This is a genomic window from Mesorhizobium erdmanii USDA 3471, assembly GCF_000472705.1.
GTDB classification, from domain to species: domain Bacteria; phylum Pseudomonadota; class Alphaproteobacteria; order Rhizobiales; family Rhizobiaceae; genus Mesorhizobium; species Mesorhizobium erdmanii.
Map to the genome: position 1 here is coordinate 331,208 of NZ_AXAE01000005.1, position 17,441 is coordinate 348,648.

Consider the following 17,441-nt stretch of genomic DNA (forward strand, 5'->3'; position numbering starts at 1 on the left):
ACAACCGAGCGTTTCACGCTCACCAATAGAAACGGCGCCGCGAGGCGCCGTTTCTATTTAGGCCTGAGTTGTATCTCAGCTATAGGGCGACCAGCACTGCTGGCGCGGGCCGTTATAGGGCTGGAACGTGTTGTCCCAGGAACGATACGACCTGTAGCGGTTGTAGCACCATTGCACATGGGCGTTCGACAGCCGGCCGGCGCGGTAGTAGCGCCGCGGTGGCGGCGCATAGTAGTCGTAATTGTTGTAGTTATTGTACATGCTGCCAAGGCCGAGACCCAGGCCAAGGCCCAGAACCGCGGCGGCGCCATCGTCGTAGTAGCCGCCGTGATAGTGGCGGCGGCCATGACGCCAGCGCCAGTCGTCGCCGCGGTTCCAGTTGCCACCGCCATTCCAGTTACCGCCTCCATTCCAGTGGCGTCCATTCCGACGCCATCTCCAATCGTCATTGTTGAACTGCCGGTCGTTGCCGCCGGCCCATCCGTCACGCACCGGAGTGATTACCGGCGCCGCCGTACTGGTCGGAATCGACAGGTCCGGCTGCAGGATCGGGCCGGCGGCGGACGGTGCCGTGATGCCGGAGACAATGCCGAGCGCTATCAGCCCGGACTTGATGGTGGAAGAAAAGAGCGAGTTCATTGCACTCTCCAAGAGTTACAGCCCCCACGCCTACCCTGGAATGGGCATACTGTGGGGGGTTGCGTCTGAACGGCGGATGAACGGAAAGGTTCCGTCAACCATGGCGCGAATGCCTCCAGGACCAATCGATCCCTGCTTGTGGTCCCGCGATCTTGTTTTCTCCGGCACTTGCGGGCAAAGGTCGGGATATGTCGCTGCGCCTTGCCACCTTCAATGTCGAGAACCTGATGAACAGGTTCGATTTTTCCGGCTATCGCAATCAGCTCAACGAGGATCGGACGCTGGCGCTGTTCGATATCCAGAGCGAGGCGGAGTACAAGATGCTGGAGCAGGCCCGCGCCATCGCGCAGTCCGACGATACGCGCCAGCTGACGGCGCTGGCCATTGCCGCCACACGCGCCGACATCATCTGCATGCAGGAGGTGGACAACATCGAGGCGCTGAAGGCCTTCGAATACGGCTATCTGTTCAAGATGGTGGGGCAGGGCTACCGGCAGAAATACACCACGTCCGGCAATGATTCGCGCGGCATCGACGTCGCCGTGATGATGCGCAACGAGACCGCGCAGGGACAGCCGATCGAATTCGTGCGCATGACCAGCCACGCCTATGTCACCTATGAACAGTTCGGGCTGCACACACCGGAGCTGGCTGATCTCGGCAACCAGGCCAATGAGCGCATCTTCCGCCGCGACTGCCTGGAAGTCGACCTCACCGTCGGCGGCGTGCCGCTGACGCTCTACCTCGTGCACTTCAAGTCGATGGGCTCGCCGCGTAACGGGCTCGATGGGCGCGAGGCGACGATGCCGGTGCGCGTCGCCGAGGCGCTGGCCGTTCGCCGCATCATCGAGGAGCGCTTCGGCAAGGAGCATGCCGCCGACAAGCGCTGGGCGATCTGCGGCGACATGAACGATTACCGCCAGCGCGTGAAGATCGCCGGCGACGATGTCGACGGCTACCGTTTCGAGGTGGTCGACGAGGCCCAGTCCTGCGTCAACGTGCTGACGGCGGGCGGGTTCTGCGAGAACGTAGTCGAAAGGCGTCCGGAAATGAACCGTTGGACCTTCTATCACACGCGTGGACCCGCGGAGCGGCATCTCTGCCAACTCGACTACATCCTGCTGTCCAAGGGACTCGCGGCCAGGAATGCCACCGCCGTTCCCGACATCATCCGCAACGGCCAGCCCTGGCGCACGATCTTTCCGGCGGGCCAGGAGGTCGAGCGCTTCCCGCGCGCCGGCTGGGACCGGCCGAAAGCGTCGGACCATTGCCCAGTGGCGATCACGCTGGACATGGCTCGATAAGCAGGGCTGGGCTCGATAAGCAGGGCTCGATAAGCAGGATTGGAGCTTGAACCGCATGAGTTTCGACCTGCCGCGCAACGTCATCCTGCCGGTCGATGCCATAGACGTCCGGCTCGATCCCGGCCCGCATCCTTTCGCCAGGGATAATGCGGAGGCGATCACCGAGAACTGGCAGCTGGAGATAGCGGGCAATCCGGCGCTGTTCGACGGCACCGTGGTGCTGCTCTCGCAACTTGCCTGGCGCGACAACCGCCTGATCGGCCGCTGTCATGCGGTCAACTACTCGACCTTCATGCTGTGGCGGAAGCGGCGCGAAAATTCCGGCGCCGAGCATGCCTACGCCCATGCCATGCTGGTGGCCGGCGACAATGCGCTGGTGGCGATCCGCATGGGCTCGCATACGGTGGGTGCCGGCAGCGTCTATTTTGCCGCCGGCGCGTTCGAGCCGATCGATTTCCGCGACGGGTTGGTCGATGTCGATTTCAACATGATCCGCGAGGTGCGCGAGGAAACGGGCCTCGACCTGTCGGCTGCCAGGCGCGGCGTGCGCTGGCATGCTCTTTCGATTCCGAGCGGCACGGTCATTTTCCGCCGCTATCATGTCGATGCGCCGGCCGATGAGATCGCACGCCGAATCTCGGCCTTCGTCGCCAGCGAAACCGATCCGGAGATCGAAGGGCCGGTGATCATCCGCCATGCCGCCGACCTGCCGGAAGGGCTGTCGCCGCACATGAAGCCGCTGGTCGAGTGGCATTTTGCCGCCCAGGGCTAACGTACCCTGTCCCGCGCTGTCTTGCGGTCGTTGCGGGCGGCTACGAAGGACAAGATGAAGCCGAGACCCAGCAGCCCACCCATCGCCGTTCGATAACCGCCGTGCAGGGCGCCGGGCTGGTTCTGATCCTGCTGGCGGGGCTTGCCGTGAATCTAGGCTGGCCGGTTGTCCCGGCTTTCGGACGCAGGGTCGCGGCGGCGCAAGAATCCTGACGGGTGATCCTCGCCGGCTCGCTATTCGTGCCGCAGCGCGTCGATCGGGTCGAGCCTGGCGCCGCGCAGGGCCGGGAAAAAGCCGAACACCATGCCGATCAGCGCGGAGAAGCCGACAGCGAGCAGGATGACCGCCGGGCTCGGCGCGAAGGGGATCGTCAGCGTCACCGAGGCGAGGCCGGCCAACGCCAGGCCGATCAGGATGCCGATGATGCCGCCGAGCAGCGACAGCACCGTCGCCTCGACCAGGAACTGGATGAGGATGTGCTTTTCATGCGCGCCGATGGCGAGCCTGATGCCGATTTCGCGCGTCCGCTCGGTGACCGAGACCAGCATGATGTTCATGATGCCGATGCCGCCGACCAGGAGGCTGACACCGGCGACCGCGCCCAGCATGCCGGTCATGGTGGTGGTGGCGCTGGCCATGGCGTCGGCGATCTGCGTCATGTCGCGGATGGCGAAATCGCTTTCACGGTCGGGCGTCATGCGGCGCGCATCGCGCAAGATGTCCTCGACACGCGGCTGCAACTCGCTGGTCGGCGTGCGGTCGTCGGCGGCGATGTAGATGTTGTCGATGTCGCGGTTGCCGGCAATGCGGCGCTGATAGGCGTGCAGCGGCATCAGGACGACATTGTCCTGGTCCTGGCCGAAGCCGGTGTAGCCCTTGGGCTCGAGCAGGCCGATGATCTTGCAGGAGGTGCGGTTGACGCGGATGATCTCGCCTTCGGGATCGCCGGCACCGAAGAATTGCTGGCGCACCGTCTCGCCGATCAGGCAGACGCCGGTGCCTGAGCGGGTTTCGGAATCGCTGAACGGACGGCCGGAGACCAGCTTCCAGTCGCGTGCATCGAGATAGGCGCTGTCCGTGCCGGTGACGCCCGAGGTCAGGCTCTCGGTGCCGAAGATGACGCGGACCTGCTTTTGCGAGGCCGGCGAAATGGCGCGCGCGCCGCTCAAATGCGCGACCAGTGCCGCCAGGTCCTTTTCGGCCAGCGGACGCACCACCTGGTCGAGCCCGCCCGGGCCACCGGGACCGGCCGGGCGACCGGACCTGACAACCAGCAGGTTGCTGCCAAGCTTGGAAATGTCGGCCTTGACCTTCTCGGTGGTGCCCGAACCGATGGTCAGCATGGCGATGACGGCGGCGACGCCGATGACGATGCCAAGCAGCGTCAGGAACGAGCGCAGCACGTTGCGGCGGATCGAACGCAGCGAGAGGCGGACGGTTTCCCAGACCATGGTCAGGCCACCTCGACATTCATGGAATCAGACGCGACATGGCCGTCGAGGAAGCGGATGGTGCGCCCGGCATAGTCGGCGACGTCCGCCTCGTGCGTGACCATGGTGACGGTCAGGCCGAGCTCCTTGTTGAGTTTTGTCAGCAGCTCCATGATCTCATGCGTGCGGGCGGTGTCGAGATTGCCGGTCGGCTCGTCGGCGACGAGCAGCGTTGGCCGGGTGACGATGGCGCGCGCGATCGCCACGCGCTGCTGCTGGCCGCCGGAGAGTTCGGCCGGCGTATGATGCTCGCGGCCCACCAGGCCTACCTGGGCGAGCGCCTGCATAGCGAGGTCGCGGCGCTCGCGGCTGGCCACGCCGCGGTAGATCAGCGGCAGTTCGACATTTTCGGCCGCGGTGGTGCGCGCCAAGAGATTGTAGCCCTGGAAGACGAAGCCGACATAGAGGTTGCGCAGCATGGCGCGGCGGTTGCGGTCGAGCCGGCCGGCATCGACACTCATGAAGGAGTAGGTTCCGGCGGTCGGCGTGTCGAGGCAGCCGATGATGTTCATCGCCGTCGATTTGCCGGAGCCGGACGGGCCCATGATGGCGACGAATTCGCCGCGCCGGATGGCAAGGTCGACGCCGGCCAGCGCATGGACCTTGGCTTCGCCCTGGCCATAGCTCTTCCAGACCTTGTCGAAGGTGATGAGAGGCGCGCCCGCGGCCATGGCCTCAGCTCCGCAACTGCGAAGCGGTGATGACCTGCGCGCCTTCCTCCAGGCCGGAGGTGATCTCGGTCAGTTCACCATCGGTCGAACCGATCTTGACGTTGACCGGATGCGGCCGGCCGTTCTCCAGCACATAGAGCGTGCGCGAGCCATCGGTGGGGGCGGTTGCGGCCTGGCGCTGGCGATTGCCGCCCGGGCGGCCCATGCGGCCGGTGAACAGGTCGCTGAAGCTCCAGCCCCGCGCCGCCTGCTGCGCCGGGCGGTAGCGGAAGGCGCTGGCCGGCACGGTGAGCACATCCTTGGCTTGCCTGGTGACGACCGAAACGGTGGCGGTCATGCCGGGGCGCAGCAACAGTTCGCCGTTGTCGACTTCCAGCCGCGCATTGTAGGTGACGACGCCATCCGTGGTGACCGAGGCATAGGAGATGTCGCGGATCTCGGCATCGAAGGGGCGGTCGGGGAAGGCATCGACGGTGAAACGCGCATGCTGGCCAGCCTTGACCGCGCCGATGTCGGCCTCGTCGACCGCCGCCACCAGTTCCATGTTTCTCAAATCAGCGGCGATGATGAACAGCACCGGCGCCTGCAGCGACGAGGCGACCGTCTGGCCAGGGTCGACCGAGCGCGTCAGCACGATGCCGTCGATCGGCGCGTAGATGGTGCTGTTGGCAAGGTCGGTCTGCTGCGATTTCAGGTCGGCATTGGCGATGGCGAGATTGGCCCGGGCGCTGTCGAGCGCTGCCTTGGAGCGGTCGCGCGTGGCGGTTGCCGCTTCGAGCGACTGGTCGGTTGCCATGCCGCGCTTGGTCAGGGCCGCCGCGCGCACCAGCGCGCTCTCGTTCTCGGCCAGTGTCACCGTGGCGTCCTCGACATTCGCCGCCGCGCCCTTGGCGGACGCCTCGGCCCGCTCGATCTGGACCTGCAGCTTGGCGGTGTCGAGGGCCGCCAGCACGTCGCCTTTCTTCACCTGCTGGTTCTCTTTGACAGAGACCGAGCGGATAATGCCGGAGAGCTGGCTGGAAATGTCGACCTGGGTGAGCGGTTGCAAAGTGCCCGTCGCCGACACCTGGACGGTGAGGTCGGCCTTGGCGGCCGGCACGGTGGTGTAGTCGATCCTGGCCGGGGTGCCCGCATACCACTGATAGGCGCCGAGACAGGCGGCAAGCACGATCAGGGTCAGCACCGCATAGAGCCAGCCACGCCGACGCGTCTTGCTCCGCCCCTTTTGATCGAGCCCAAGTGCCGTCTCGATGGCGGAATCCGATTCCGTCCTTGGCAGATTGACAATCTGGTCCACGCCAGACCCCTATGATGCGCAATGTCCCTATCTGTAGACAGATCAGGCTTGATGGTTCGAATATCAAATTAAATTTCGCCCATGTTGGGATTGAGGCAGGAATGAAAACCCGGAATTACTTGCTTTACGATGTGTTTACGACGGAGCGACTGGCCGGTAACCCGCTGGCCGTCGTGTTGGATTGCAAAGGTTTGAACACGGCCGCGATGCAGGCCATCGCGCGCGAATTCAACCTGTCCGAATCGGTCTTCGTGCTGCCGCCGGACAATCCCAAGCACAAAAACCGCATCCGCATCTTCACCCCCGACTACGAAATGCCGTTCGCCGGCCATCCGACGGTGGGTTCGGCTATCGCGCTGGCCGAACTCGCGGGCGAGGGCGGCGCCGGCATTTTCGTGCTGGAAGAGAACATCGGCCCGGTGCGCTGCGCGGTCAGCACGCATGATGGCGCCACCTTCGCCGAATTCGACCTGGCGAAGCTGCCGGAACCGCTGAAGCTGGAGGCCGACCCGCAGGCGATCGGGGCCGCACTTGGCTTGGCGCCGCATGAGATCGGCTTCGAGAATCACCGCGTCGCCTTTTGGTCGGCGGGCGTGCCCTATGTCACCATTCCGGTCGCCAATCTCGAAGCGGCGGGCCGGATCCGGCTGGACAACCAGGCGTGGTCGGAACTGGCGCCGCGCAAGAGCGAATGGGCCTTCGCCAGTCCGTACGTCTATTGCCGCGAGACGGTGAACCATGAAAGCGCGTTCCATGTCCGCATGATCGTGCCCGGCACGCCTTCCTATGAAGACCCGGCGACCGGCTCGGCCGCAGCGGCCTTCGCCGGCGCCATCATGCATTTCGACGGCCCGACGGACGGCATTTCACAGCTGTGGATCGAGCAGGGGCTGGAGATGGGCCGGCCGTCGCGCATCCGGCTGGAGCTCAACGTGGAAGGCGGAAAACTGGCCTCGGCGCGCATTGGCGGCCATGCGGTGAAGGTGGCGGAAGGCAAGCTTTTCGTCTGATCGCCTCCGCATTCTTTCCCGGCACGACAAGCCATGATGCGATTTGTCGGGAAATGATTCCAGCAGGGCTGGACAGGACCGACGGTGGCGGCTATATGCCCGCCAACGCCGGTTTTTGCCGGCCGAGTGGGTGCGTAGCTCAGTTGGTAGAGCAGCTGACTCTTAATCAGCGGGTCCACAGTTCAATCCTGTGCGCACCCACCAAATTCTAACAAAATCAATTTGTTGGACGAGGTGAGGGACCCTGACGGATGCAGGCGGAAGTCCGTGTCCGCGCTATGTCCAAGTATTTAGGGTCCAAAGTATTTGGGCCAGCACCGAAATCGGGTACCGGATTTCTTTCCCGCTCAATTCGACCAAAAGCCCGGTCGGCCTCCGCGGAAGTTTGAGGCTTGCGACACTCATCCGCCTCTAGATGCGCGTCATGCCGTTCTCCCGGCTGCCAAAATGTTGCGCTGGCGGCGGACGATCGACGCTTGGCCCGTCGTTTGTTCTACAGCCCACTTCGATGATCCCCACCAGTGCGCGAACAAACGCAACCATATCGTTTGCCGTGATGGCTGCCATATCGGGATTTTGCCCGATGTGCTCGGCGGCTTCGCAACATGAGCGGCGGATGAGATCGTAGTGTATATCCCTTTCATCCTCCGGCAATGCCGCCAGCTTCATGGCTCGGTTTTGAATCAACCGCAGCAATAGTTGGACAGTTGCTCCGATGTTCATGCGTTTGCTCCGCATTGGTCGAGCGTCCCGACGCTCGAATGCGCGCGTTTGGAACGTCCGATGAGGATGCATTTCCCATCCTCGCCTGGAATTCTGCATCACAGCCGTTAATATATTCTTCTTTGCTAATATGTTGCCGCCGCAGGAGCTGAAAGGCCGAAATGCCCCCGGTGCCTCCTTTCGCGGTCGAAATTTCAAGCGGTCCAAGCAGGGACATAGCGAGCCCCCTTTTTCGGGGACCCCGAAAATCTATGCGGCTTTGTATATCAAGGCGATCCGCGCACTACTTCTCCGACACCCCAGCCTCGGCAAAGCTTGCCATCCTTGCATGGCACTCCAGCGCCGAGCGGACGATGTTGACGGCGAGACAGGCGCCGGAGCCTTCGCCAAGCCGCATGCCGAGATCGAGCAGCGGCGGCATGCCGAGGGCTTCGAGCAGGCCGCGATGGCCCGATTCGGCCGAGACATGCGCGGCGATGGTGTGGGCGAGGCCTGTCGGGTGCAGTTTGGCCAGCGGGGCGGCCGCCGCGGTGCAGACGAAGCCGTCGAGCAGCACGGGTATGCCGAGGTGACGGGCGGCAAGCGTTGCGCCGAAGATGGCGGCGAGTTCGCGCCCGCCGAGCGCTGCGGCAATGCCGAGCGGGTCGGCAAGGGCGGCGGCGTGACGCTTGAGGCCGGCTTCGATGGCGACCACCTTGCGCTTCAGGCCGGCATCGTCGACGCCGGTGCCGCGGCCGGTCCATTTTTCAGCACCACCGCCAAACAGGGCAGTTGAAATGGCGGCCGCCGGCGTGGTGTTGCCGATGCCCATTTCGCCGAAGCAGACGAGGTCGAGGTCTTTGGTCACGGCATCATAGCCGGCTGAGACGGCGGCAAGGAACGCTTTCTCATCCATTGCCGGGACTTGCGTGAAATCGCCCGTGGGATGGTCGAGATCGAGCGGTATGACATCCAGTTCGGCGCCGGCGGTGCGGGCGAGCTGGTTGATGGCGGCACCACCACCGGCGAAATTCGCCACCATCTGCACGGTGACTTCCGAGGGGAAGGCGGACACGCCTTGCGCGGTGACACCATGGTTGCCGGCGAAGACGAACACTTTTACCCGGTCGAGCCTCGGCATGTCGCGGCCCTGCCAGCGCGCCAGCCAGGCGGCGATGGTCTCCAGCCGGCCGAGACTGCCTTGCGGCTTGGTCAGCGTGTCCTGGCGGCTGGCAACGGCCTTCGCGGCGGTATCGCTGCCAGCAGGCAGATCGAGGCAGGCGGCGCGCAATTCATCGAGGGATTTGAAGGGCATGGGGGCAAGGTCTCCGGAAGGGAATCAGGTTAAGGGGAATCAGGCCAAAGGGAATCAGGAAAGCGCTACGGAAGCGACGAGGAGCACCGCGATTTCGCTGACCTGCTGCAAGGCGCCGATCGTGTCGCCGGTCTGGCCACCGATCTGGTTGAGGCAAAGGGCATGGAAGGCGGCAAACAGCAGGCCAAGCAGAATCAGCGCGGCGATGGCGCCGCCGGTTCCAAGCAGCAGGAGCGAGATCGCGCCAAGCACGGCGCCGGTAATCGCGACTTCCAGCGAGACCGTACCAGCACCGGCCGAGAGGCCGTCGGAGCGCGCCGGGGGCAAGAGGTGCATGAAGGCGCCCAGCACGCCACGCGAGGCCGCATGCGCGGCAACAAGTGCAAAGAGCGCCTGAGTGGGATCCACCAGTTCCGAAAGCACGTTCCAGCGGATCAACAGCGACAGGGCCAGCGCCATGGCGCCGTAAGCGCCGATGCGGCTGTCGCGCATGATGTCGAGTTTGCGGCCGCGCGATTTGCCACCGCCAAAACCGTCCGCGACGTCGGACAATCCGTCTTCATGCAGGCAGCCGGTGGTGATCACGGTTGAAACAAGCGCGAGGGCGGCCGCCGGCCCCATGGCAAGGCCAAACCGTTCAGCCGTGGCAAAGACGATCGCGCCGATCAGGCCGACGACGAGGCCGGCGACCGGTGCGGCCCAGATCGCGGCGGCGAGGCCGCGGCCGCGAAAGTCGAGATCGGGCAGGGGCAGGCGGGTGAAGAAGACCAGGCAGAGCGCGATGTCGTCGAGGACTTGCCGGGGTGAAAGGGTGATCTTCGGGAGTTTCATGCGCCGGCCCTCGCTATCGCATGGAAGAAGGTGCCGCTGACATGACCACGCCGGTAGCCGGAAGCGCCGATCGGATTGCCCTGGCCATCGGCAAGGTCGGCCAGCGGCTCGTCATTGCCGGTCGCCGTCATCTGCGCGTAGTGGAATTCGTGGCCGCGGATCAGCGCGCCTTGCGCGCCCAGCGGGCAATCGGCGCGCAGCCGCGCCTCGCGATAGCCAAGATTCATCTTCCGCTTTGCAAAACTCGTGGAATGGCCAAGCAGGCCGAGCATTCCGTGCGTTTCGCCCGAGGCATCCTCCAGCGCTTCGCCAAGCACCATGAAGCCGCCGCACTCGCCATGGACGGGCTTTGCCGCGGCGAAGCGCGCCATTCCGGTTTTGAAAGTCGCCGACGCCGCGAGCCGGCCGGCGTGAAGCTCGGGATAGCCGCCAGGCAGCCAGCAGACATCGCAGCTGTCGTCGGGCGCTTCGTCGGCGAGCGGGGAGAAGGGAACGATATCCACGCCCGCCTCGCGCCAATAGGCGACGAGATGCGGGTAGAGGAAAGTGAAGGCGGCATCCTCGGCCAGCGCGATGCGTTGGCCGGGCGGCCGCAGCGCATCGGCGAAGTCGCCTTCCGCCGGGGTGAGGGGCGTTGCCAGCGCCATGATCGCGTCGAGGTCGAGCGATTTCTCCGCCATGTCCGCCAGTCGGTCGAGATGCGCCATCAGATCATCATACTCGCCGGCCTGGACGAGGCCGAGATGGCGTTCGGGCAAATTGAGCGTGGGATCGCGCAGGATGGCGCCGACGACGGGCAGGCCGATCGCCTCGATGGCGTCGCCGGAGAGCCGCCGATGGCGCTCGCTGCCCAGCCGGTTGAGCACGACGCCGGCCATACGCACGTCCGGATCATAGGTGGCAAAGCCCTTGGCGACGGCCGCCGCGGTGGTCGACTGGCCTGAGACGTCGAGCACCAGCAGCACCGGCAGGCCGTAGAGGCGGGCGAGATCGGCGGCCGAGCCGGTGCGTCCCGGCGCGGCCGGAATGCCGTCGAACAGGCCCATGGCGCTTTCAAGGATGACGAAATCGGTGTCGTCGGCCTGTTGCGCGGCCAGCGCGTTGAGCAGCGACGGCGGCATCGCCCAGCTGTCGAGGTTGACACCGGACAGGCCGGTGGCGGCGGTGTGGAAACCGGGGTCGATATAGTCGGGGCCGGATTTGGCACCGCGCACTTTCAGGCCGCGCCGGGTCAGCGCGCGCAAGATGCCAATGGTGACGCTGGTCTTGCCCGAGCCCGAGCGCGGCGCGCCGATGATGATCGCGCGAGCCGTCATGGGTTGCCTGCCAGTGCCGCGCGCATGGCGACGATGCCGCCGACGACGATCAGCGCCGGCGAGGCGAGGCCTGCGGCGGCTGCCGCCTCGGCGATGGTGGCCAGCGTGGCGACCACGGTGCGTTCCTGCGGCGTGGTGGCGGCGACGATCACCGCAGCCGGCGTCGACGGCACCAGCCCGCCATCGAGCAGAGCCCCTGCGATCAACGGCAGATTGGCCATGCCCATATAAACCACGACAGGCTGGCCGGTGCGGGCGATTGCCGCCCAGTCGATGTCGTCATCGGTGCCGGCGGCGTGGCCGGTCGCCAGGATCACCGCCTTGTTGATGCCGCGCATGGTGGCCGGGATGCCGGTGGCGGCCAGCGCGCTGAGGCCCGAGGTCAGGCCGGGCAGCACGCGGAACGGGATATTTTCACGCGCCAGTGCCAAAGCTTCTTCGCCGCCCCGGCCGAAAATATAGGGGTCGCCGCCCTTCAGCCTGACGACGCGGCGGCCCTCACGTGCCAGCCGTACCAGCAAAGCGGTGATGTCGTCCTGCTTCATCGACGGCTTGCCGCCGCGTTTTCCCGCAAAGAACAGCTCGGCGTTCGCGGCAACCGCGACGACATCTGATGAGACCAGCGCGTCATAGACCAGCGCGTCCGCCTCGGCCAAGGCCGCCAGCACCTCCAGGGTCAGGCAACCGGGGTCGCCGGGGCCGGCGCCGGCCAGCCAGACATGGCCCGGCTCCAAAGGGCGCGGCTGGAAGTTCAACCGCGAAAGGGCCTGTTCGAGCGTGGCGTTGTCGCCCTTGTTTTTAGTGCTGCCGCTCACAATCCGTCCCGTCCGCGAAAACGCCGCTGATAGTGGGCGTCGTACAATGAACTCTCGCCAAAGCCTTCAGCCGCCAGCGAGCTGCCGACGAAGATAATCGCGGTGCGCTCCATCGGATCGGCGGCTAGCTGCGCCTCGATGGTTGCCAGCGTCCCCCTCAGCACGCGCTCATCCGGCCAGGAGGCGCGGAAGACGATCGCCACCGGGCAATCGCCGCCATAATGCGGCGTGAGTTCGGCGACGACGCGATCGATGGCGTGGATGGCCAGATGGATTGCCAGCGTGGCGCCGGTGCGGCCGAAGCCGGCCAGCGTTTCGCCTGGCGGCATTTTTGAGGCGCGGCCTGAGACGCGCGTCAGCACCAGGCTCTGCGCGATCTCGGGAATGGTCAGTTCGCGACGCAGTGCCGCGGAAGCGGCGGCAAAGGAGGGCACGCCCGGTGTCAGCGTGTAAGGGATGCCGTGCTTTTCCAACCGGCGGATCTGCTCGGCGACGGCGCTCCACACCGACAGGTCGCCCGAATGCAGCCGCGCGACATCGTGGCCGGCCTTGTGGGCATCGAGATAGGCGGCCTCGATCTCGTCGAGCGACATTGGCGCGGTATCGATCAGCTTCGTCCCCGGCGCGCAATGCTGCAGCAATTCGGGCGCGACGATCGAGCCGGCATGCAGGCAGACCGGGCAGCTTGCCAGGAGTTTCGCGCCACGCAACGTGATGAGGTCGGCGGCGCCCGGACCGGCGCCGATGAAATGGACGGTCATTGCGCGTCTCCGCTGATGGCGATGGCGCAGGTGACCGGGCCGAGCACGGTGCGGGGTCCGAGCAGTTTTGCCCCGGCGCCGGCGACGGCGAGGGCCGATGCTTCGGAAACCGAGGGTGTGCCGGCCAATTCCTGCGAAAGCTCGGAATGGCTGAGCGTCCCCGGCGCGGCGGCTTGAAGCGCCATATCATCGACAATGATGACCGGAAGATTCAGTGCGCGGCCAGCGGCTGCGATTGCGTCGTCATCCTTCTTGAGCACGGCGGTGGCCAGTGCCGAAAGCGCCGTCATCGTCAGCCCGTGTGCTTCGAGCGCGGTTTCAATCGCGGCAAGCACGTCTTCGACGCTCACGCCTTTGCGGCTGCCTATGCCCGCGACCATCATCGCTTCACCCAGCTCCATTGCGTGACCGGCATCGCCGGCCGCCATGCCTGCATCGAACCGACCGGCGAGGCGCGCGAAATGTTCATCCGGGTAAGATCGCCGCCCAGTTTTATGTGCTGGGCGAGAAGCAGGGCCTCCATCTCCAGCGTCACCGCATTGGCGACGAGACGGCCACCTGCGCGCAGCGCCTTGATGGCGGCGCTTAACACGCCGGTGTCGCTGCCGCCGCCGCCGATGAAGATCGCATCGGGGGTCTCTAGCCTGGCCAGCGCCTTGGGTGCGCTGCCTTCGATCACGACCAGTCCGGGAACGCCGCAGGCAGCGGCATTGCGGCCGATGCGGGCGGCGCGGTCAGGGTCGGCCTCGATGGCTATAGCGCGCATCAAGGGGTGGGCGAGCATCCATTCGACGGCGATGGATCCCGAGCCGGCGCCGATGTCCCACAGCAATTCGCCACGCCTCGGTGCCAGAGACGACAGGGTGACGGCACGGATCTCGCGTTTGGTGATCTGGCCGTCATGATCGAACAGATGATCGGCCAGGCCAACCGTGAGCGGCAGCACGCGCGCCTGCGGCGCCGAATCAGTTTCGATGGCCAGCACGTTGAGCGGATTGATGTTTTCGAGGTCGAAGGCGTCGGCACGAGCCATGCGCTGTTTCTCGTTCGGTCCGCCTAAAGCCTCCAGCACGGTCAGCCCGGATGCACCGAAATCGAGTTCCGTGAGCAGGCGGGCAATTGCCGACGGCGCTTCGGCATCCGAGGTCAGCGCCAGGATGCGTGCGTTTGGCTGCAGCAACGGCCGGATCAGGTCGAGCGGCCGGCCATGTAGCGAGACGGTCTCGATGTCCTGCAGCGCCCAGCCAAGACGGGCGGCCGCCAGCGAAATAGCCGACGGTGCGGGAATGACATGCATCGCCTGTGGCTCGACCTTGCGGGCGAGGGTGGCGCCGACGCCGTGGAAGAAAGGATCGCCTGAAGCTAGCACGCAGACGTTCCTGCCGGCAAGCGCCAGCACGTCGCCCATTCCGGCATCGAATGGCACCGGCCAGGGTCGCTGCTCACCCTTGGCGAAGGACGCAACGAGCGCCAGGTGCCGCTTTCCGCCGAAGATGAATTCCGCGTCGGCGATCCGCTGCTTGGCCTCGTCGCCGAGACCCGCTAAACCGTCCTCGCCGATGCCAATGACCGTCAGCCATCGTGAGTTGAGCTTGGCACCGCGCGGACTCTCAGCAGGCATGATCACCCACCGCATTCTGATCCTCGGCGGCACCACGGAAGCCCGGCAACTGGCCGGGAAGCTGGCCACGCGCGCCGATTGCGCGGTCATGCTGTCGCTGGCCGGCCGCACCGAAAGCCCGGTCGCGCAAGGCGTGCCGGTGCGAAGCGGAGGCTTTGGCGGTGCCGACGGCCTGGCCGTCTATCTCAGGGAGACCGGCACCGATCTTTTGATCGACGCCACGCACCCCTATGCGGCGCGCATTTCCGCCAATGCCGCGCAAGCCGCACGGCTGACCGGCTTGCCGATACTTGCTTTGCATCGTCCCGGCTGGGAGCCCGTCGACGGCGACCGCTGGACCGAAGTCGACACGGTCGGCGCTGCCGTGCGCGCGCTTGGACCGGTGCCGCGCCGGGTCTTCCTGGCGCTCGGCCGGCAAGAGGTCGCTGCTTTCGAAGCCGCACCGCGGCACCATTACCTCATCCGCAGCGTCGATCCGGTCGAGCCGAAGCTGTCTGTGCCCGATGCCAGCTATCTGTTGGCGCGCGGCCCGTTCCACGAACCGGACGAGCGCACGCTGCTCAGGGAAAAGCGCATCGAGGTCGTCGTATCCAAGAACAGCGGCGGCGGCGCCACCTACGGCAAGATTGCCGCCGCCAGGGCGCTTGGCATCGAGGTGATCATGGTCCGCAGGCCGGATTTGCCGGACGTGCCCTCGGCCGGAACCATCGATGAGCTGTCCGCGATGGTCGATCATTTCGTCGCCGGTCATTTTCTTGGGCCCGACACCGAACGCGGCGTGTAGACCAGCGCCGGCTTGTCTGAGCGCTTGATGATGCGGGTCTCCGGCGAGCCGATGATGATGCAGGTCGCCATGTCGGCCTTTTGCGCGTCGACGTCGGCCAGCAGATAAACCTCGATGCGTTCGTCCGGGCGGCCGGCGGCGCGGCCGAAAATCACAGGCGTGGTGCCGGGCAGGATCGCGGTCAGGCACTCGAAGGCGCGGCCAAGCTGCCAGGGGCGGGCTTTGCTGATCGGGTTGTAGAGCGCGATGACGAAGCCGGCGCCAGCCGCCGCCAGGAGGCGCAATTCTATCAGGTCCCAGGGCTTGAGATTGTCGGATAGCGAGATGGCGCAGAAATCATGGCCGAGCGGGGCGCCGATACGGGCGGCGACCGCGAGCATTGCGGTAATGCCGGGCACGACGGCGATATCGACCGCGCGCCATTCGGCCGGCCCGGCCTCGATCGCCTCGCAGACGGCGGCCGCCATGGCAAAGACGCCGGGATCGCCACCGGAAACCACGGCCACGTCATGGCCCTCGGCGGCTTTGATCAAGGCATCCTTGGAGCGGGCGAGTTCCTCGCGGTTGTCGGAGGCGACGCGGGTCTGGTCCGGGCGCAGCTCCAGCCGGTCGAGATAGGGTTTGTAGCCATAGAAGAATTTCGCATCGGCAACGGCGCGGCTGGCTTCAGTCGTGACCTGGTCGGCATTGCCAGGCCCGAGGCCGATGACGGTGAGACGGCCGCTCATGCCTGCGCCCCCAGCGCGCCGGGCCGGCCGGACCAGCCGGCAACCAGCACGATGGCGAAATAGGGCGCCTTGTCGTCCTGTTTGTCGGCGAGCTTCATCGAGATGCTGCCGGCCATCGTGCCGCGCTCGACATAGACGGCGCGCGTCAGCTTGCCGGTGGCCTCCAGCGCGCGCCTGATCTTGGGCAGGTTGCGGCCGACCTTCATGATGACGGCGGCATCGGTGTCCGCCAGCCGGCGGGTCAGCTCGAACTCGCTCATCGTGCCGGGCAGTACGGTCAGCACGTCATCACCCTGGACAATCGGCACACCGGTCTGCGACCAGCAGCCGGACATGGCGGTGACGCCTGGAATGACTTCGGTGGGGAAGCGATGGGCGAGGCGCACATGCAGATGCATGTAGGAGCCGTAGAACAGCGGATCGCCTTCGGACAAGACGGCAACCATCCTGCCGGCTTCGAGGTGTTCGGCGACTTTTTCGGCTGATTCCTCGTAGAAACCGGTGATCTGCGAGCGGTAGTCCTCGTGATCCTTCTCGATCTCGGTGGTCACGGGATAGAGCAGCGGCAATTCCAGCATGTCCGGCCGGAAGCGCGCTTCGACGATGGCGCGGGCGTTGCTGTTGTTGCCGCGCTTGGCGAAATAGGCGACGACATCGGCCTCGGCCAAGGCCCGCGCGGCCTTCAGCGTCAACAGTTCTGGATCGCCGGGACCGGTGCCGACGCCGACAAGCTTTCCTTTGGCAAACGCGTTCACAGGCCAGGCCTCGCCAGCGAATTGAGCGCGGCGGCGGTCATGGCGCTGCCGCCAAGCCGACCGCGCACGATGGCATAGGGGACACCATAGGAATTCTCGGCCAGCGCATCCTTGGATTCGGCGGCGCCGACAAAGCCCACTGGCATGCCGATGATGGCCGCCGGCTTCGGCGCGCCGTCGCGCAGCTTTTCCAGGAGATAGAACAGCGCTGTCGGCGCATTGCCGATGGCGACGACGGAGCCGGCCATGCGCTCGCCCCACAGGTCGATCGCGGCGGCCGAGCGGGTGTTGCCGATCTCCCTGGCGATGTCATGCGTGCGCGGGTCGCGCAGCGTGCAGATCACTTCATTGCCGGCCGGCAGCCTGGCGCGGGTGACGCCATGCGAGACCATCTCCGCATCGCAGAAGATCGGCGCGCCGGCGGCGAGCGCCTTGCGCGCGGCGGTGACAAAATCAGACGAGAAAACGAAATGGCTCGATGCTTCGACCTGGCCGCAGGCATGGATCATACGGATCGCGACATCGGCCTCGGCTTCGGAAAAGCGCTTGAGGTCCGCCTCGGCGCGGATGATGGCGAAAGAGCGCTCGTAGATCGCCGTGCCGTCGTGGATGTAGTCGTAGGCGGCCATG

19 protein-coding genes and 1 tRNA gene are annotated in these 17,441 nt (G+C 65.6%); 5 read left to right on the top strand and 15 right to left on the bottom strand.

Features of this window, described 5'->3' with window-relative positions:
• Positions 1 to 75 precede the first annotated feature (75 nt).
• Positions 76 to 639 (bottom strand): BA14K family protein, encoded by a 564-nt coding sequence (locus tag A3AU_RS0101570; protein WP_027051222.1) that lies wholly within the window; start codon positions 637 to 639, stop codon positions 76 to 78.
• Between the two features lie 188 nt (positions 640 to 827).
• Here A3AU_RS0101570 and A3AU_RS0101575 point away from each other — a divergent pair, with 188 nt between their 5' ends.
• Positions 828 to 1,943 (top strand): endonuclease/exonuclease/phosphatase family protein, encoded by a 1,116-nt coding sequence (locus tag A3AU_RS0101575; RefSeq protein WP_027051223.1) that lies wholly within the window; start codon positions 828 to 830, stop codon positions 1,941 to 1,943.
• A gap of 55 nt (positions 1,944 to 1,998) precedes the next feature.
• Complete coding sequence (locus A3AU_RS0101580; RefSeq protein ID WP_027051224.1) at positions 1,999 to 2,715, top strand: hypothetical protein; 717 nt, start codon at positions 1,999 to 2,001, stop codon at positions 2,713 to 2,715.
• A 233-nt stretch (positions 2,716 to 2,948) separates the two neighbouring features.
• Here the strand turns inward: A3AU_RS0101580 and A3AU_RS0101585 are convergent, their stop codons facing one another.
• Genes A3AU_RS0101585 through A3AU_RS0101595 form a run of 3 tightly spaced genes read right to left on the bottom strand, consistent with a single transcriptional unit; the run spans position 2,949 to position 6,173 of the window.
• On the bottom strand, positions 2,949 to 4,166 hold the full coding sequence (locus A3AU_RS0101585) for an ABC transporter permease (protein WP_027051225.1): 1,218 nt from the start codon (positions 4,164 to 4,166) through the stop codon (positions 2,949 to 2,951).
• Between the two features lie 2 nt (positions 4,167 to 4,168).
• Positions 4,169 to 4,876: an ABC transporter ATP-binding protein gene (locus A3AU_RS0101590; RefSeq protein WP_027051226.1), complete on the bottom strand. Its 708-nt coding sequence runs from the start codon at positions 4,874 to 4,876 to the stop codon at positions 4,169 to 4,171.
• 4 nt (positions 4,877 to 4,880) lie between these two features.
• On the bottom strand, positions 4,881 to 6,173 hold the full coding sequence (locus tag A3AU_RS0101595; RefSeq protein WP_027051227.1) for an efflux RND transporter periplasmic adaptor subunit: 1,293 nt from the start codon (positions 6,171 to 6,173) through the stop codon (positions 4,881 to 4,883).
• Between the two features lie 101 nt (positions 6,174 to 6,274).
• Here A3AU_RS0101595 and A3AU_RS0101600 point away from each other — a divergent pair, with 101 nt between their 5' ends.
• Both A3AU_RS0101600 and A3AU_RS0101605 read left to right on the top strand, forming a co-directional pair.
• The gene (locus A3AU_RS0101600) at positions 6,275 to 7,183 is read left to right on the top strand and encodes a PhzF family phenazine biosynthesis protein (protein WP_027051228.1); all 909 of its coding nucleotides are present in this window, start codon (positions 6,275 to 6,277) and stop codon (positions 7,181 to 7,183) included.
• A 128-nt stretch (positions 7,184 to 7,311) separates the two neighbouring features.
• Positions 7,312 to 7,387, top strand: a tRNA-Lys gene (locus A3AU_RS0101605).
• 207 nt (positions 7,388 to 7,594) lie between these two features.
• On the opposite strand, the gene A3AU_RS0101610 is transcribed toward A3AU_RS0101605, so the two are convergent.
• The 8 genes from A3AU_RS0101610 to A3AU_RS0101645 form a co-directional block, all read right to left on the bottom strand.
• The gene (locus tag A3AU_RS0101610; RefSeq protein WP_154674505.1) at positions 7,595 to 7,906 is read right to left on the bottom strand and encodes a hypothetical protein; all 312 of its coding nucleotides are present in this window, start codon (positions 7,904 to 7,906) and stop codon (positions 7,595 to 7,597) included.
• A 283-nt stretch (positions 7,907 to 8,189) separates the two neighbouring features.
• Positions 8,190 to 9,200, bottom strand: coding sequence for a nicotinate-nucleotide--dimethylbenzimidazole phosphoribosyltransferase (gene cobT / locus A3AU_RS0101615; RefSeq protein ID WP_027051230.1), 1,011 nt, complete (start codon positions 9,198 to 9,200; stop codon positions 8,190 to 8,192).
• 54 nt (positions 9,201 to 9,254) lie between these two features.
• Positions 9,255 to 10,031, bottom strand: coding sequence for an adenosylcobinamide-GDP ribazoletransferase (locus tag A3AU_RS0101620; RefSeq protein WP_027051231.1), 777 nt, complete (start codon positions 10,029 to 10,031; stop codon positions 9,255 to 9,257).
• Positions 10,028 to 11,347, bottom strand: coding sequence for a cobyrinate a,c-diamide synthase (locus A3AU_RS0101625; protein ID WP_027051232.1), 1,320 nt, complete (start codon positions 11,345 to 11,347; stop codon positions 10,028 to 10,030). The genes A3AU_RS0101620 and A3AU_RS0101625 overlap by 4 nt, the downstream gene beginning before the upstream one ends.
• On the bottom strand, positions 11,344 to 12,162 hold the full coding sequence (cobA, locus tag A3AU_RS0101630; protein WP_027051233.1) for a uroporphyrinogen-III C-methyltransferase: 819 nt from the start codon (positions 12,160 to 12,162) through the stop codon (positions 11,344 to 11,346). The genes A3AU_RS0101625 and cobA overlap by 4 nt, the downstream gene beginning before the upstream one ends.
• Entirely contained in the window at positions 12,159 to 12,923 is a 765-nt protein-coding gene (gene cobM, locus A3AU_RS0101635) for a precorrin-4 C(11)-methyltransferase (protein ID WP_027051234.1), read from the bottom strand. The genes cobA and cobM overlap by 4 nt, the downstream gene beginning before the upstream one ends.
• Positions 12,920 to 13,306, bottom strand: coding sequence for a cobalamin biosynthesis protein (locus A3AU_RS0101640; protein ID WP_027051235.1), 387 nt, complete (start codon positions 13,304 to 13,306; stop codon positions 12,920 to 12,922). The genes cobM and A3AU_RS0101640 overlap by 4 nt, the downstream gene beginning before the upstream one ends.
• Positions 13,303 to 14,544 carry a bifunctional cobalt-precorrin-7 (C(5))-methyltransferase/cobalt-precorrin-6B (C(15))-methyltransferase gene (locus A3AU_RS0101645; protein WP_027051236.1) on the bottom strand — a complete coding sequence of 414 codons (1,242 nt, stop codon included), beginning with the start codon at positions 14,542 to 14,544 and terminating at the stop codon, positions 13,303 to 13,305. Before A3AU_RS0101645 ends, A3AU_RS0101640 begins: the two co-directional genes overlap by 4 nt.
• Between A3AU_RS0101645 and A3AU_RS0101650 the strand changes: the two genes are divergently transcribed.
• Entirely contained in the window at positions 14,543 to 15,328 is a 786-nt protein-coding gene (locus tag A3AU_RS0101650; RefSeq protein WP_209444631.1) for a cobalt-precorrin-6A reductase, read from the top strand. The genes A3AU_RS0101645 and A3AU_RS0101650 overlap by 2 nt on opposite strands.
• Here the strand turns inward: A3AU_RS0101650 and A3AU_RS0101655 are convergent.
• From A3AU_RS0101655 to A3AU_RS0101665, 3 genes are read right to left on the bottom strand one after another with little or no spacing between them, the layout of a single operon-like run.
• Positions 15,292 to 16,056: a precorrin-3B C(17)-methyltransferase gene (locus tag A3AU_RS0101655; protein ID WP_027051238.1), complete on the bottom strand. Its 765-nt coding sequence runs from the start codon at positions 16,054 to 16,056 to the stop codon at positions 15,292 to 15,294. The genes A3AU_RS0101650 and A3AU_RS0101655 overlap by 37 nt on opposite strands.
• Complete coding sequence (locus tag A3AU_RS0101660) at positions 16,053 to 16,811, bottom strand: precorrin-2 C(20)-methyltransferase (RefSeq protein ID WP_027051239.1); 759 nt, start codon at positions 16,809 to 16,811, stop codon at positions 16,053 to 16,055. Before A3AU_RS0101660 ends, A3AU_RS0101655 begins: the two co-directional genes overlap by 4 nt.
• On the bottom strand, positions 16,808 to 17,440 hold the full coding sequence (locus A3AU_RS0101665) for a precorrin-8X methylmutase (RefSeq protein ID WP_027051240.1): 633 nt from the start codon (positions 17,438 to 17,440) through the stop codon (positions 16,808 to 16,810). Before A3AU_RS0101665 ends, A3AU_RS0101660 begins: the two co-directional genes overlap by 4 nt.
• Position 17,441 lies beyond the last annotated feature (1 nt).

What these genes read in the sequence shown, in the direction of transcription:
- A3AU_RS0101570 (WP_027051222.1), bottom strand. Translation starts at nt 639, where the DNA reads ATGAACTCGCTCTTTTCTTCCACCATCAAGTCCGGGCTGATAGCGCTC.
- A3AU_RS0101575 (WP_027051223.1), top strand. Translation starts at nt 828, where the DNA reads ATGTCGCTGCGCCTTGCCACCTTCAATGTCGAGAACCTGATGAACAGG.
- A3AU_RS0101580 (WP_027051224.1), top strand. Translation starts at nt 1,999, where the DNA reads ATGAGTTTCGACCTGCCGCGCAACGTCATCCTGCCGGTCGATGCCATA.
- A3AU_RS0101585 (WP_027051225.1), bottom strand. Translation starts at nt 4,166, where the DNA reads ATGGTCTGGGAAACCGTCCGCCTCTCGCTGCGTTCGATCCGCCGCAAC.
- A3AU_RS0101590 (WP_027051226.1), bottom strand. Translation starts at nt 4,876, where the DNA reads ATGGCCGCGGGCGCGCCTCTCATCACCTTCGACAAGGTCTGGAAGAGC.
- A3AU_RS0101600 (WP_027051228.1), top strand. Translation starts at nt 6,275, where the DNA reads ATGAAAACCCGGAATTACTTGCTTTACGATGTGTTTACGACGGAGCGA.
- A3AU_RS0101610 (WP_154674505.1), bottom strand. Translation starts at nt 7,906, where the DNA reads ATGAACATCGGAGCAACTGTCCAACTATTGCTGCGGTTGATTCAAAAC.
- cobT (WP_027051230.1), bottom strand. Translation starts at nt 9,200, where the DNA reads ATGCCCTTCAAATCCCTCGATGAATTGCGCGCCGCCTGCCTCGATCTG.
- A3AU_RS0101620 (WP_027051231.1), bottom strand. Translation starts at nt 10,031, where the DNA reads ATGAAACTCCCGAAGATCACCCTTTCACCCCGGCAAGTCCTCGACGAC.
- A3AU_RS0101625 (WP_027051232.1), bottom strand. Translation starts at nt 11,347, where the DNA reads ATGACGGCTCGCGCGATCATCATCGGCGCGCCGCGCTCGGGCTCGGGC.
- cobM (WP_027051234.1), bottom strand. Translation starts at nt 12,923, where the DNA reads ATGACCGTCCATTTCATCGGCGCCGGTCCGGGCGCCGCCGACCTCATC.
- A3AU_RS0101640 (WP_027051235.1), bottom strand. Translation starts at nt 13,306, where the DNA reads ATGATGGTCGCGGGCATAGGCAGCCGCAAAGGCGTGAGCGTCGAAGAC.
- A3AU_RS0101650 (WP_209444631.1), top strand. Translation starts at nt 14,543, where the DNA reads ATGATCACCCACCGCATTCTGATCCTCGGCGGCACCACGGAAGCCCGG.
- A3AU_RS0101645 (WP_027051236.1), bottom strand. Translation starts at nt 14,544, where the DNA reads ATGCCTGCTGAGAGTCCGCGCGGTGCCAAGCTCAACTCACGATGGCTG.
- A3AU_RS0101655 (WP_027051238.1), bottom strand. Translation starts at nt 16,056, where the DNA reads ATGAGCGGCCGTCTCACCGTCATCGGCCTCGGGCCTGGCAATGCCGAC.
- A3AU_RS0101665 (WP_027051240.1), bottom strand. Translation starts at nt 17,440, where the DNA reads ATGGCCGCCTACGACTACATCCACGACGGCACGGCGATCTACGAGCGC.